Origin of the sequence: Diplocloster hominis (assembly GCF_032380655.1) — a bacterium.
Lineage (GTDB): Bacteria > Bacillota > Clostridia > Lachnospirales > Lachnospiraceae > Diplocloster > Diplocloster hominis.
Genome location: NZ_JAWDIY010000063.1, coordinates 1 through 14,472 on the forward strand (window position 1 = coordinate 1; position 14,472 = coordinate 14,472).

The 14,472-nt window shown below is 48.4% G+C and carries 14 protein-coding genes; all 14 read right to left on the reverse strand.

Features of this window, described 5'->3' with window-relative positions:
* Window positions 1-938: 938 nt before the first annotated feature.
* On the reverse strand, window positions 939-1,214 hold the full coding sequence (locus ABC831_RS25730) for a spore coat protein (RefSeq protein WP_343250950.1): 276 nt from the start codon (window positions 1,212-1,214) through the stop codon (window positions 939-941).
* Between the two features lie 16 nt (window positions 1,215-1,230).
* Entirely contained in the window at window positions 1,231-1,416 is a 186-nt protein-coding gene (locus tag ABC831_RS25735; protein WP_158344399.1) for a hypothetical protein, read from the reverse strand.
* A gap of 290 nt (window positions 1,417-1,706) precedes the next feature.
* On the reverse strand, window positions 1,707-3,146 hold the full coding sequence (gene glgA, locus ABC831_RS25740; RefSeq protein WP_343250938.1) for a glycogen synthase GlgA: 1,440 nt from the start codon (window positions 3,144-3,146) through the stop codon (window positions 1,707-1,709).
* Window positions 3,147-3,271: 125 nt separating this feature from the next.
* Entirely contained in the window at window positions 3,272-4,066 is a 795-nt protein-coding gene (gene spo0A, locus ABC831_RS25745; protein WP_343250939.1) for a sporulation transcription factor Spo0A, read from the reverse strand.
* Window positions 4,067-4,261: 195 nt separating this feature from the next.
* Entirely contained in the window at window positions 4,262-5,482 is a 1,221-nt protein-coding gene (gene spoIVB / locus ABC831_RS25750; protein ID WP_343250940.1) for a SpoIVB peptidase, read from the reverse strand.
* A gap of 98 nt (window positions 5,483-5,580) precedes the next feature.
* Complete coding sequence (recN, locus tag ABC831_RS25755; RefSeq protein WP_343250941.1) at window positions 5,581-7,266, reverse strand: DNA repair protein RecN; 1,686 nt, start codon at window positions 7,264-7,266, stop codon at window positions 5,581-5,583.
* Window positions 7,267-7,318: 52 nt separating this feature from the next.
* On the reverse strand, window positions 7,319-7,774 hold the full coding sequence (argR, locus tag ABC831_RS25760; protein ID WP_343250942.1) for an arginine repressor: 456 nt from the start codon (window positions 7,772-7,774) through the stop codon (window positions 7,319-7,321).
* Window positions 7,775-7,789: 15 nt separating this feature from the next.
* Window positions 7,790-8,638 (reverse strand): NAD(+)/NADH kinase, encoded by an 849-nt coding sequence (locus ABC831_RS25765; RefSeq protein WP_343250943.1) that lies wholly within the window; start codon window positions 8,636-8,638, stop codon window positions 7,790-7,792.
* A 109-nt stretch (window positions 8,639-8,747) separates the two neighbouring features.
* On the reverse strand, window positions 8,748-9,680 hold the full coding sequence (locus ABC831_RS25770; RefSeq protein WP_343250944.1) for a TlyA family RNA methyltransferase: 933 nt from the start codon (window positions 9,678-9,680) through the stop codon (window positions 8,748-8,750).
* A gap of 7 nt (window positions 9,681-9,687) precedes the next feature.
* Complete coding sequence (dxs, locus tag ABC831_RS25775; RefSeq protein WP_343250945.1) at window positions 9,688-11,553, reverse strand: 1-deoxy-D-xylulose-5-phosphate synthase; 1,866 nt, start codon at window positions 11,551-11,553, stop codon at window positions 9,688-9,690.
* Between the two features lie 11 nt (window positions 11,554-11,564).
* Complete coding sequence (locus ABC831_RS25780; protein ID WP_343250946.1) at window positions 11,565-12,452, reverse strand: polyprenyl synthetase family protein; 888 nt, start codon at window positions 12,450-12,452, stop codon at window positions 11,565-11,567.
* On the reverse strand, window positions 12,442-12,666 hold the full coding sequence (gene xseB, locus ABC831_RS25785; RefSeq protein WP_343250947.1) for an exodeoxyribonuclease VII small subunit: 225 nt from the start codon (window positions 12,664-12,666) through the stop codon (window positions 12,442-12,444). Before xseB ends, ABC831_RS25780 begins: the two co-directional genes overlap by 11 nt.
* Window positions 12,647-13,876: an exodeoxyribonuclease VII large subunit gene (xseA, locus tag ABC831_RS25790; RefSeq protein ID WP_343250948.1), complete on the reverse strand. Its 1,230-nt coding sequence runs from the start codon at window positions 13,874-13,876 to the stop codon at window positions 12,647-12,649. The genes xseB and xseA overlap by 20 nt, the downstream gene beginning before the upstream one ends.
* A gap of 22 nt (window positions 13,877-13,898) precedes the next feature.
* Complete coding sequence (gene nusB, locus ABC831_RS25795; RefSeq protein WP_343250949.1) at window positions 13,899-14,297, reverse strand: transcription antitermination factor NusB; 399 nt, start codon at window positions 14,295-14,297, stop codon at window positions 13,899-13,901.
* Window positions 14,298-14,472: the final 175 nt, after the last annotated feature.

The window sequence follows — 14,472 nt, forward strand, 5'->3', positions numbered from 1 at the left end:
CAGGAACCGGGCCAATTCACCAGGAACGCATGATGCGTTCCCGGTTCAGTGGCCCTTGCCCGTCGGACGTGAAGTCCGCCGTGCATCCTGAATCTGCGGCCTGGATTTCACTAAGCAGCTGCACAGCCGCCCTATGCCCGCCAACGGACAGGAGCCCGCCCCGCCCCGCGTCCCAAAACAGGAGCCCCCGCCCCCCAGGTTTCTTCCCTACCTTGGTGAAGGTTAAGTTATAAGAGCGATGGATAACAGACGAAACAGATCAGAATTTCTCCCTCCCTTTGGTTAGTACATTAAATAATAAATTTTTGTTTCAAAATCATCTATAGCAGTATTGATAAATCAGGACATTCTGGAAACAAAAGCTTCAGGAACTTAATTTACGATGTACTGGTTAAGCAGTTGTCCGTACAAATAATGAATGTTATCTTTCATCTTCTAAAATTAAAATCCCCTAGCGCTGCACCACTAGAAACAAGTCTCTTTGCTTACGAACCTTATTTTTCTGTCGGAACTGATACATGGCCTATTGTAAAGCAGGGATGAGAGGGAAGGGGCGTGACCGCTTGGAACCGGGCGGCAAATCTCGTGGGGCCAAATCACTTGAGGCCGGGCCTTAGAACGGGTTACGCAGATGGTGGGAGAACCTCGCAGGGCCTGGAACACTGTCCGAGCCGCTTTTTGCGAGTTTGTTCCAGGCCCTGCTAATAAGAGGTTCTCCCGCCATCGGAGTTATCCGTTCTTAGGTCCGGCCGAAGTGATTTGGCCCCACGAGATTTGCCGCCCGGTTCCAAGCGGTCACGCCCCTTCCCTCTCATCCCGGCCCCCAAAAGCCCCCAGCCCCCCAGATCCACCCCAATACACATCACACAAAATCGGCAGTAAAGCTATCTAGTATAGCCTTACCGCCGATTTCTCAAAACTTAAAAATCTGAATCAAGTTACAGAAGTGAAGATTTTCCGTTTCCGGACAGCTGAGTCAAAACGGATTTCACATGCTGTACTTCTTCAGCTGTAGCCTTCTCAGCAGGAACATAATAGCTCTTGCTGCGTGCGATCTGATACAGTTCTTCCTGGGACTGCTCGCACATATTTCTCATCTGTTTCAGAACCTGCTTAAGAGCCGGATTCTCGGTCTGAGGGATCATCTCACCGAATTTTCCCAGATCACCGTTGATGCCCCAGAGAGCATCTGCTACCATTGTTTTTTCATCCATCATGATCATTCCCTCCTTAACCTAAGAACTGCATCAGCTGCTGTTTTTCCTGGGTAGCAGACTGCGCGGCCTTATTAAAAAATTGTTTTACGGACGGGTCCGTTGCCTGCTCTGCGTAAGCCTGCATTTTGCAATGGTTTACATCATGAGCCAAGATCAGATGGCGTAAATTCTGTAAATCCAGTTCTGATAAATCAGCCATAAAAATTTCCTCCTTGATACACATCAGATTTTTACAATCTTAGTATGTCTTCTTTCAGGTAATCTATACCAATTATTATAAAATTTTATTCTGCTGAATGGGTCCGTGATCCCTATCGTTTTGTAAGTCAGCAAAAATAAAGAGCTGCTTATGAAAAAGAGCTGAAATATAACAGGCCCGGGACATTGCGCCTGTTATGGCGGGAATGTCCCGGGCCTGCTGAAAAGAGGTTCCTCTCCTTCACAGTAGCCAATCTTATGTTTTCCCTCTGTTTCATTCGCTCCTTACCGTTATCCAAGCCAGCGATAAAGTTCCTCATATTTCTTAGCGGAATTATTCCATGAAAAATCTTTGGCCATACCCCGGTCGATCATCTTATTCCACTCACGTTTCTTATTATAATAAATATTCTCTGCGTACCGGATTATGGACAGCATCTCATGTGCATTATAGTTTGTAAAGCTGAATCCTGTTCCGGAATTTCCAAACTCATTGTATGGCTCTACCGTATCTTTTAAGCCGCCGGTCTCCCTGACTATGGGCACCGTTCCATATCTCAGGCTCATCAGCTGGCTTAAACCGCAGGGTTCAAACAGGGAAGGCATCAGGAAAGCGTCGCTGGATGCATAGACCTTATGAGACATGGGCTCCGAATAATAGATCTGTGCCGATACCTTTCCGTTATATTTCCAGTCATAATGACGGAACATATTCTCGTAACGCTCTTCCCCGGTTCCCAGAATCACCAGTTGGACATTGTCCTGGCACAGTTCGTCCATAACATAAGCGATCAGATCAAACCCCTTTTGATCCGTCAGCCTGGATACCATGCCGATCATCATCTTACCTGGGTCCACTTCCAGTCCCAATTCCTGCTGCAACGCTACTTTATTCTTTACTTTTTCCTTGCGGAAATTCCTGGCATTATACTGCTGCGCTATATAAGTATCTGTTTCAGGATTATATTCATTGTAATCAATTCCGTTGACAATTCCTCTTAAAGAGTTGGCTCTGGCACGCATAAGCCCGTCCAGATGTTCACCGTAAAACGGCTGTTTTATTTCCTCCGCGTAAGTCTCACTAACCGTAGTAATCGCATCCGCATAGACGATACCGCCTTTCAGGTAATTCGCATCACCGTAGGCTTCCAGCTTATCCGGGGTAAAATAATATTTCGGCAGGCCTGTCACATCCTGAACTGTCTTAATATCCCAAACCCCCTGGAACTTCAAATTATGTATCGTTATGACGGATTTTATATTCCGATAAAACTCCCCATCATGGAAACGATCTTTTAAATAAACAGGCACCAGACCTGTCTGCCAGTCATGGCAATGGATAATGTCCGGCTGAAACCCGATTACAGGAAGGGCCGATAATGCAGCTTTGGAGAAGAATGCGAACTTCTCGATATCTTCAAAAATATTTCCATAGGGTTTTGGTCCCGCCAGGTAATATTCATTGTCGATAAAGTAAAACAGAATTCCGTCATATTCGATCTGCAGGACACCTACATACTGGCTTCTCCAATTTAAATCCATATAAAAGTGGGTTACATACTGTAACTGGTCCTTAAACTCCTGTTTCATGCACATATATTTTGGAAGGATTACTCTGACATCGAATTCATCTTTATTGAAGCACTTCGGTAAGGATCCTACGACATCGGCCAGCCCTCCTGTCTTGATAAACGGAACTCCTTCTGAAGCAATGAATGCCACTTTCTTCATATGCGTATCCTCCTTGATCTTAAAACTTTATGTAACTATTATAACGCATTGGCCCCACTAATGAAAGTGTTATCTTGCTTCCAAATATGTACATCTTTAAATAATATCTGCTTAGGATATGTACTCTATCTTGTTTTGTACTCCAACCGGATTTTATCAGCGATCAAAGCTACAAATTCTGAGTTGGTAGGCTTACCTTTTCCATTACTTACCGTATAACCAAATAATTCGTCAATCGTATCCATCTTCCCTCTGCTCCAGGCCACTTCGATGGCGTGGCGGATCGCCCGTTCCACTCTGCTGGGCGTTGTCTGGTGTTTCTTGGCAATGGTAGGATACAAAACCTTGGTGATCGAATTTAGCATATCCATGTCGTTCACCGACATGATAATGGCATCTCTTAAATATTGATAGCCTTTGATATGAGCAGGTACTCCGATTTCATGAATGATATTGGTAACATCGTTTTCCAGATTGTGTTCCATGGAACCGCCTCTGTTTTCATACGCTGTGATCCTTTTGGATTCTGCGAACTTCCGGTTCGATCCGCCCTTAAATCTTTTAATCCGATTGATTACCACTTCATTGTCAAATGGTTTCATGATATAAAAATCAGCACCCAGATTAAACGCATCTTCCGTAATTCCCTCCTGCCCAATCGCCGTGATCATAATAAAAGCAGGTTTTTTGAGATTGGCATCATTTTTTACCTTTTCCATTACGCTTAATCCGTCCATCTTAGGCATAATGATATCTAAGAGTACCACATCCGGTTCTTTGGTTTTAATGATGTCAAGAGCCTCTTCCCCGTTCGTCGCTTTCCCTACCACCTGCAATTCCTCATCCTGGCTGATGATTTCGTCAAGCAGCTCCACGATTCTTTCATTATCATCGGCAATTGCAATATTTAATCTGTCCATAAGATCCTCCTTGGTTTATATTCGGTTATATGATAAAAGAATGTAAAAGTATATTGTCTTTTGCAGCAGAACAAACTGTTTGGCGCCAAAATTTGCAGTTTGTGAGAGCTGTTTTTTATTATATATACAATATATTTCATAAGCAAGAATATGTTATCGCATGTTTTCGACAGCATTTTATTTTCATATACAGGATTACTGATTTTCACTCTCCATTTGCAGCATATTTTCGATGAAAATGCCAAATCCCCTCGAAGAATCTTGAATGAAAACATGGGTAACTGCACCAATAATTTTGTTATTTTGGATGATAGGGCTTCCACTCATCCCCTGGATAATACCGCCTGTCAGATTTAATAATTCCGGGTCCGTGATTTCCAGTACAATTCCCTTATTCACATCGTCTCCGGTCATATTTACCTCTTTGATTTCGACCTGATATTCCTTCACTTCGCCGCTGGCACAGCACCGGATCACTGCCGGTCCAAGCTCAATATCCTGTTTCATACAGATATCCATAGGTTCTGCGTTCACTTCCTGTTTTAACGTGTCATTGGCGATTCCGAATATTCCGGCCTCGGTATTGTCCTTGATCTGTCCCCGCACATTCGCATCATTGTAGTCAATAAAGCCTGTCATCTCTCCGGGGCTTCCCTTTTCCCCCTTGATAATGGACAGAATCTTTGTCTCGTAGAGCTTTCCGTCATCCATCTCCATTAAAGTACTGGTATCTACATCCGTAATACCGTGTCCCAGCGCACCGAATCGACCATTTTCGTCGATAAACGTCAGTGTTCCGATCCCCTGCGTATTATCCCTGACCCAGATGCCCAACCGGTATTCATCTGGTGCTGTCATAACCGGCTTTACTTTTAACTGTATCTCCTCTTCGTCTCTCCTGATATTCAATATCACCTCCTCATTGCCATACTGGTTTACCTTTTCGATGAGATCCGTTTTGTTGCTGATCGGCTCCGCATTCACCGCTTCGATATAATCCCCCGTCTTTACCAGGTGATATGCCGGCTCATAGTTCAGCCCATCCATTCCAGTGACTGTTCCGGTACCTATAATTAACACCCCTTTGGTCTCCATATAAATACCAATCGGCGTCCCTCCCGGTATCAGTTTTTGATCCTTTACAACTGAAACTTTGACGTCCTTTAAATCTATGAGACCGAATAACTTACATTTTACGGTATCCTGGCCCGAACTTCCATCCCCAAAAGAAATAGGGTAGTCTTTATTCAGGTGCAGCTGGTCCTTCGGGATATTTGATTCATTGGATTCCGCTACCAGTTTGATTTCATCCGGAACCGCATTGCGGATCCTCAGATATCCGAAAATACCAAGCAGCAGGATACCTAATATGGTACATAGAATTAAAATCCGCCGATAAGACGCCTTTTTCGACATTTTCTTCACATCCTTACCTCTTTCTTTCGAAAAAAAGCAAAAGGAATATAGCTAAGCTATATCCCTCAATTATTATGTGAAGAAATGACGGTTTCACACTAGGATGATTTTGTACCTATTGCCAATTCTTTCATTTCCTTTGCGTTTTTGAGCACCGTTTCCGTAATTTCTGCGCCTCCCAGGATTCTTGCCAATTCCTGGACCATCTCGGAATCATTCAGCTTTCGTATCGTGGTAATCGTTTCTTTATTTTTTACATTTTTTTCGATGGCAAAATGGGCATCCGCCATGGCGGCGATCTGAGCCAGATGCGTGATGCAGATCACCTGATGGCCTTTCGCCACGAACGCCAGTTTTTCCGATACCTTCTGGGCGGTACGCCCGCTGATCCCCGTGTCGATCTCATCAAAGATCAGCGTCTCCGTGGCATCCTGATCCGCCATCACCGTCTTGATCGCCAGCATGATGCGGGAAAGCTCTCCTCCTGACGCCACCTGGGCCAAAGGCCGCTCCTTTTCACCTGGGTTCGTTGAGATCATGAATTCCGCCTCATCACCGCCGTTCGCGGTAAAATGTCCAAGCGGGGTCATCTCTATATGAAATAAGACATCCAGAAAATTTAAGTCCATTAGGGCCGACCGAATCTGTCTGCCCAATTGCCCGGCATATTTTGACCGGAGCACACTCAGTAGATCCGTTGTTTTTTTCAAAACGGCTTCCGACTGTTGAAGCTTTTCTGCCAGCTTTTGCCGGTACTGTTCATAATCCACCAGTTTTTCCAGCTTTTCCTGCTGGGCTGCCTGATATTCCAGTATCTGCCGGATGGATTGGCCATATTTGGATTTCAGGTGATTGATCGTATCCAGTCTTTCTTCCGCATTCTGGAAATCTTCCTGGGAAAAGCAAAGTTCCTGCGCATAACCCGACAATTCCCGATGAAAATCGTTCAAAAGATTTTCAACTTCCTGAAGCTGCATACTTAAGCTTTGTATTTTTTCATCAAAAGCCGCCACAGTATGAAGCTCCCGTACCGCTCTTCCGATGGTCTCCTGGGCACCAGTTTCCTCCATGGCGCCGGTGAGCCCATCCGCCATGGTCACTGCCTCCAGTATCTTCCTGGCATTCACCATCTTCCGGTACCGGCTTTCCAGCTCCTCGTCCTCTCCGTCCTTCAATGCCGCGTCCTCTATCTCCCGGATCTCAAAATTCAGGAAGGAAATTTCCCTGGTCCTTTGTTCCTCATCCATCCCGGTGGCGTCATAGGTCTCTTTTAATTCACTGTATGCCGCATACGCTTCCCGGACTTTCACTTTCTGCGGGGAGATTTCTTTGCTGCCATAATCATCCAGAATCTCCAGATGCTTTTTCTTATATAATAAGGACTGATGTTCGTGCTGCCCGTGGATATTAATCAAAATTTCCGCAATTTGTTTTAAGACGCCGGCAGAGACGATTTCTCCGTTTACCTTACCTATGCTGCGCCCATTCACCAGCTTACGGGATAAAATAAAAAGCCCGCCGTCCTCCGGGTACAGATCCAGTTCCTGAAGCTTTTTCAAGCTGTCCGGATTGGTCACCTCGAACACCAGCTCCACCAAAGCAGGCTGGTCCGGATCCCGGATCAGATTCTTAGCGGCCTGCCCGCCCAAAGCCAGATTAATGGAGCCGATCAAAATCGACTTACCCGCACCGGTTTCACCAGTTAGTATATTTAACCCTTCGCTAAAATATACTTCCGCCTCGTCAATCAGCGCCAGATTTTTCACATGCAGACTAACCAGCATTTTCATTCACTCCTCAACGCGTTTGCATTGTTTGCTTTCTCATTTGCTTCCGTTAATTATTTCCCAGAATTTTACGGATCCGTTCCATGGCCACCAGGGTATCGTCAACACTGCGGACCGCGCACATGATCGTGTCGTCGCCAGCGATGCATCCGACAATCTCCGACCAGTGCATGGCGTCCAGCGCGGCCGCCACCGCCATAGCCATCCCGGATACGGTCTTGATCACCAGTATGTTCTGCGCCATATCCATGGACAGAAACCCATCCCTCAATACTCGGACATATTTTTCGTTGGTTACATCATCCCGTTCCTGATAGACCATATATTTTTGCCGGCCGTCCTCCGCTGCCATCTTGGTCAGCTTCAGTTCCCGGATGTCCCTGGATACCGTGGCCTGGGTGACCTGATAACCTGCTTCCTGCAGGCGCGCCGCCAGCTCTTCCTGGGTTTCTATGGTATATTTGGATATCAATTCGATGATTTTCGCATGACGCTGTGTCTTCAACGTATTCTCCTCCTGCTATCTGACTGGCTGATCCGCACCCATCTTCCTGCGCAATACCTCCAGAAAGCTGCGCTTGCTCAATTTTACAATCTTTGTTTTACGCAATGCCTGATGAATAACGATCCGGTCACCGGTTACGATATGAATCGGATTCTCCCCGTCAAATGCAGCCTCCGCGGCTTCCTCATCTCTCTTCCGGCCTTCTCCCAGCTCAATGGTGATCTCATCATTGGCGGACAGGATGATACTCCTGGTATTCAGCGTATGCGGACAGATGGGAGTGATCATGATCAGTGAGGCTTTCGGATCGACGATGGGACCGCCTGCGGACAGGGAGTATCCCGTGGAGCCCGTGGGTGTGGATACAATGATCCCGTCCGCACTGTACGAGTTCAGGAAGGATCCGTTCACATAGATGTGATAGCTTAAAATGCGCAGGGACCCTGTCCGGTTAATGGCGATATCATTTAGCGCCAGATCGCAGCCCACCTTGTGTGTTCCATGATACACCGATCCCCGCAGCATCATGCGCTCCTCGATCTCATAATTGCCTTCCAGCAGCAGTTTTAACGACGGGATCAGGGACTTTTGTTCCACCTCCGTCAGATAACCCAGGGTTCCCAGATTCACCCCCAGCAGCGGAATCTCCTGTTCCACCGCCGCCCGCGCGGCCTGGATCATGGTTCCGTCGCCTCCCAGGACAATCATACACTGTACATCTTCCGGAAGGACCATACCATCGGTCAACGGTTCGGTACGGATGACGGCTCCTTTTCCATTGGCCTCCAGATAATCCCGTATCTGCCCGGTGACCTTTAAGTCCCGGTCTTTCATGCTGTTCGTCAATATGTAAAACTTGTCCATATCTTCGTCCACCTAAATTTTATTTTCCCCATTATTCAGCCCAATAAATTTTACATCCCGCTTCTTCGACCAAGTAAATTTTATTTCTCGCATTTCCGGGCCAATAACTTTATTTGCCGCCCGGGATGTCCAACTGCTGATGCGCCCGCGCAACCACATCTGCCGGATTTACCTGGCAATGTGTCTCCTGCTCATCTTCCGATCTTACCTGGTTTGATACCGCCTGCTCATCTTCCGGCCTTACCTGCCTTAATGCCGTCTGCTCATCTTCCAGCCTTACCTGCCTTAATGCCGCCTGCTCATCTTCCGGCCTCTTTTGCAGATACAGCAGGTATTCTATATTCCCCTCCGGTCCTTTGATCGGAGAAAAGTCCAGATTCCGTACGTCAAACCCATTTTCCATAGCAAAAGCGATCACTTTTTCAATCACTTCCAGATGCACGGCTGCGTCCCGGACCACACCTTTTTTTCCAACCTTTTCCCGTCCCGCTTCAAACTGAGGCTTGATCAGGCAGACAACGCAGCCATCCCTAGCGAGAAGCTCCCGGACCGGTATCAGTACTTTGGTCAGAGAAATAAAAGAAACATCGATGGAGGAAAAACCGACAGGTTCTCCGATCTCCTCCGGCTTCACATAGCGGATATTTGTCTTTTCCATGCAGACTACCCGCTCATCCTGCCGGAGTTTCCAGTCCAGCTGCCCGTGTCCTACGTCCACCGCATAGACTTTAACCGCTCCATTTTGAAGCATGCAGTCGGTAAATCCACCCGTTGAGGAACCGACGTCCATACAGACCTTCCCGTCTACCTCCACGCCAAAGCAGTTCATGGCCTTCTCCAGCTTCAGGCCGCCTCTGCTCACATAGGGCAGCGCAGTCCCCCGTACTTCTATCTTTACCTTTGTCTCATCAAACATCGTTCCGGCTTTGTCTTCCCTCTGCCCGTTGACAAACACATCTCCGGACATGATGACCGCTTTGGCCTTTTCGCGGGAAGCCGCCAGGTTCTGTCTGACCAGTAAAACATCCAGTCTCTCTTTCATTTATCCTCTATAGCCCCACATATTCCGACAAAATTTTCTTAAATATAGTCTCCTGATCAATCCCGGATTCCCGTTTCAGAATGTCTACATTGCCATGCTCCACATATTCATCCGGAAGCGCGGTAATCAGCACGCTGGTATCCAGATGCTCGCTGTTGACCAGATCCAGGACCCGTTCCCCGAAGCCTCCGCTTTTTACGTTTTCCTCCAGAGTCACCAGCAGCTTGTGATCTGCTGCTATTTCCCTTATCATCTGTTCATCCAGCGGTTTTACAAAACGGGCATTGACCAGGGAACAATTATAACCGATGTCCTTGATCCGTTCCCGGAGCGCCAGCGCCGTCTCCACCATGCTGCCGACGGCCAGCAGCGCAATGTCCGATTCCTCGAAAAGGATCTCGCTTTTTCCGTATTCGATCGGATGCCGGTATTCCCTAAGCCCGTCATAAGCTGTTCCCCGGGGATACCGAAGCGCGATGGGCCTGTCATAATTCACCGCGAATTTCATCATATCAGACAGCTCCCACTTATTTTTGGGAGCCATAATAGTCATATTAGGGATGCTGGACAGATAGGAAAGATCGAAAATCCCCTGATGCGTCTCCCCATCGCTGCCCACCACTCCCGCACGGTCGATGGCAAAGACCACGTGAAGATTCTGGATACATACATCATGCAGAATCTGGTCATAGGCCCGCTGTAAAAAGGATGAATATACGGCGACCACCGGTTTTAAACCTGCCGCGGCCAGACCGGCCGCAAAAGTAACCGCATGTTCCTCCGCGATCCCCACGTCAAAAAAACGGTCGGGGAACATATTGCGGAACCTCTTTAACCCTGTCCCGTCCGGCATGGCTGCCGTTACCGCCACCACCAACTCATCCCGGTCCCCCAGTTTTCGCATGACGGTGGAGAATACATCGGTCCAATTCGATTTGGTGCGTTTATTGGTCGGGAGGCCTGTCTTAATATCAAAGGGCTCCGCCCCGTGAAACCTGGCCGGATGCCGCTCAGCAGGGGCATATCCCTTCCCCTTTTTCGTAATCACATGTACCAGGACCCCGTTTTCCAGCTTTTCCGCCTCGTGGAATGTTTTCACCATCTGCTCCACATTGTGTCCGTCCACAGGACCCAGATAGGTGATTCCCATCTCCTCAAAGAACATTCCCGGAATGATCAGCTGCTTCAGGCCGCTCTTGGTCTTGCGGATCTGCTCGATCATCTTATCCCCGTATACCGGAATCTTTGACAGGGAATTATAGACCCCCGTCTTTAAACCCGTGTAGGCATCTGCCGTCCGAAGCTCGCTTAAGTAGGTGGACATTCCGCCTACATTCTCTGAGATCGACATATTATTGTCATTGAGAACAATGATAAAGTTGCTCTCCAGACGCGAAGCATTGTTCAGAGCCTCATAGGCCATGCCGCCCGTCAGAGCACCGTCCCCGATCACCGATATCACTTTATTATAGCCTCCCAGCAGTTCCCTGGCCTGTACCAGGCCCAGCCCCGCTGAGATCGAGGTAGAGCTGTGTCCGGTGTTAAAACAGTCACAGGGACTCTCCCGGCGTTTCGGAAATCCGCTCATTCCTCCATACTTGCGCAGCTCATCGAAGCCTTCCCGGCGTCCGGTCAGCAGTTTATGGGTGTAGGCCTGATGCCCCACATCCCAGACGATCTTGTCCTCCGGCAGCTCAAAGGCCAGGTGAAGAGCCATCGTCAGCTCCACCACCCCCAGGTTGGATGCCAGATGGCCTCCGGTCGTACTGATCTTGTCAATCAGGAACCTGCGGATCTCTTCCGCCAGTAACGGCAGATTCTTTTCTTCTATTTTTTTAATATCATTGGGTTGGTTGATTCTTTCCAGATACATGAGCACCGCTCCTATTTTTTACGATTTATGAGGGATTCCATCAGGGCTTGGAGATACGCATCTTCCCTGTCCAGGGAATGCAGCGCGTCCATCGCACGCTTTGAGATCATCTCCACATCCGCTTTGGCCTGATCCAGACCTTTGATCGTGACATATGTGGTTTTTTCATTCTTCTCATCGCTGCCGATGGGCTTGCCCAGTTCTTCCATTGTACTGGTGACATCCAGGATATCATCCTGGATCTGGAACGCCAGTCCCACATCCGACGCGATCTGTTCCACTGTCTTCACCTGCTCGTTTGAGGCACCTGCCAGCACCGCCCCTGTCATCATGGCGGCTTCAATCAGCGCACCTGTCTTTAACTCGTAGATAAAATCCAGCTTTTCTCTGGTCAGAGGCTGCCCCACTGCTTCCACATCCACCGTCTGTCCGCCGATCATTCCATAGATCCCCGCCTTGACGGCCAGGATGCGCAGTGCCCTTCCGATATGGATATTCGCGGGTTCCATCTCAAAAGCCCGGGTCGCTGTCTCAAACGCATAGTTTAACAGAGCGTCCCCTGCCAGAATGCCCATGGCCTCCCCGTACACCACATGGGTCGTCTTACGGCCTCTGCGGTACTCGTCGTTATCCATAGCCGGAAGATCGTCGTGGACCAGGGAATAGGTATGAATCATCTCCATTGCGGCCATAAAGGGCTCCACCACTTTCGTACTGCCGCCGAATAACCGGTAGGTCTCCTGCATGAACATGGGCCTCAGCCGCTTCCCACCGGCCAGAATACTGTAATTCATAGCCTGAATGACCGTTTTCTGAAACCCTTCCTCAGCAGGCAGATACTCCCTGATTATCTTTTCAATCTCATTTACCCTTTTTTGCAGTTCTTCTTTAAAATTCATCCAGACCACCATCTTCATTGATTACCAGCATTTTTTTCTCAACGGTATCAATTTTATCATTGCAATATTTTAACAGTTTCATACCTTCCTGATAGATTTGAAAGGAATTTTCCAGGGAAACCTGGCTGTCCTCCAGCTTTTCTATCATACCGTTCAGCTCTCCGAAGGCTTCTTCCAGTGTCTTTTCTTCCTGATTATCTTTCACATTGCTCATCCTCTATCCTCCTGATCTTCTCGGTGCCGCATACTTTCGCCCGGATCCTGCCGTCTCTTACATGAATCTGCAGCATCTCATCCGTATGTACCTGCTCCACACCGGTCACAGCCTGTCCGCTGTCATTCTCCGTATAGGAATACCCCTGATTCAGTTTTCCCAGCGGAGAAAGCCCGTGGAACTTCTCGATATACAGGGAAAGCCTGTGCCTGCGGTCCAGCAGTTTCGCGTTCATCCCCTGGGACAGCTTCTCCATAAGCTCCGCCGCCAAAAGCCGCTTCTCCCGGATCTGATTCTTAGGGCTTATATAGGACAGCCTCATCTGATACTGCTTCGCCAGACTCCTGGCATCTGAAAGCTTAAGCCTAAGCCTGTGCTGCAGTTCATACCAGTAGCCCTCCAGCTGTTCCCGGAACAGTTCATAATCAAAAACCGCCAGCTCCGCGGCTGCGGAAGGAGTCGGCGCCCTTAAGTCTGCCACATAGTCCGCGATCGTCGTGTCCGTCTCATGTCCCACCGCGCTGATCACCGGCGTACGGCATTCAAAGATCGCCCTGGCCACGCTCTCCTCATTAAAAGCCCAAAGGTCCTCGATGGAACCTCCGCCGCGCCCGGCTATGATCGTATCCACTCCCATAGCATCCAGGGTACGTATCCCTTTTACAATACTGGCGGCTGCTCCCTCTCCCTGCACCAGAGCCGGATACAGAATTATCTGCACATAAGGGTTCCTTCGTCTGGTGATATTCATAATATCCCGGACCGCTGCCCCCGTTGGAGCCGTAACTACGCCCAATTTCCGGATATATTTTGGAACAGGCTGCTTGTACTGTTCCGCAAACATGCCCATATCTTCCAGTTCCTTTTTCAATTGTTCATATTTTGTGTATAGCAGTCCGGCGCCATCTAAGATTATTTCTTTGGCATAGAGTTGGTATTTGCCGTCCCGTTCATAGACGTTCACAGCGCCCAGCACGATTACCTGCTGCCCTTCCTGCATCCGGAAGGCCAGTCCTCTGCGTTGTCCGGAAAACATGACACAGGCGATCGCTCCGGTCGCGTCCTTTAAAGAAAAATAGATATGTCCGGACGTATGGTATTTGCAGTTGGAAACCTCGCCTTTTACATAGATCCGGTTTAACACAAAATCCTGGGTAAACATATTCTTAATGTAGGCGTTCACCTGTCCTACGGAATACACATTTCTCATGAAAACTCCTCATTCGCCCGCCTTACGCCAGCTTCGCAAGCACTCCATTCACAAAAGCAGGGGATTCCTCCCCGCCGAATTTTTTACACAGCTCCACTGCCTCGTTGATCGCCACCCCGGTAGGGATATCCTCATCATACAGCAGTTCATACGCCGCCAGTCTCAGTATCGCCAGATCCACCTTGCCCATACGCTTCACGGACCAGCCTTCCGTCACTTCATCCAGCTTCCCGTCGATCTCTTCCACCCTGGCCGACACATCCATATATTTCTTCCGTATATATTCCAGATCCGGGTCCTGTGGTGCCTCTTCCAGGCTGTCAAAATAAAGAGCGATCTGCTCTTGCATCTCCTCTTCCTTATGAAATTCAATTCGGAACAACAGCCGGAATATATGTTCCCGCAATTCTCTTCTTCCCATGGTTTCTCTCCTAATCAATTACTTCTGCGCCCGCACCCTTTCATCAACCGCCATACAAGTCGCCGCCACCCGTTAAACGGGTGGCTCGGGATGCGGGCTCTAAGCCCGCTCTACTTGGCGACGCCTCAAGGCGCTGGCTTTCTCTTTAATGCCATGGAAAGTCTGCCCTTTGCAG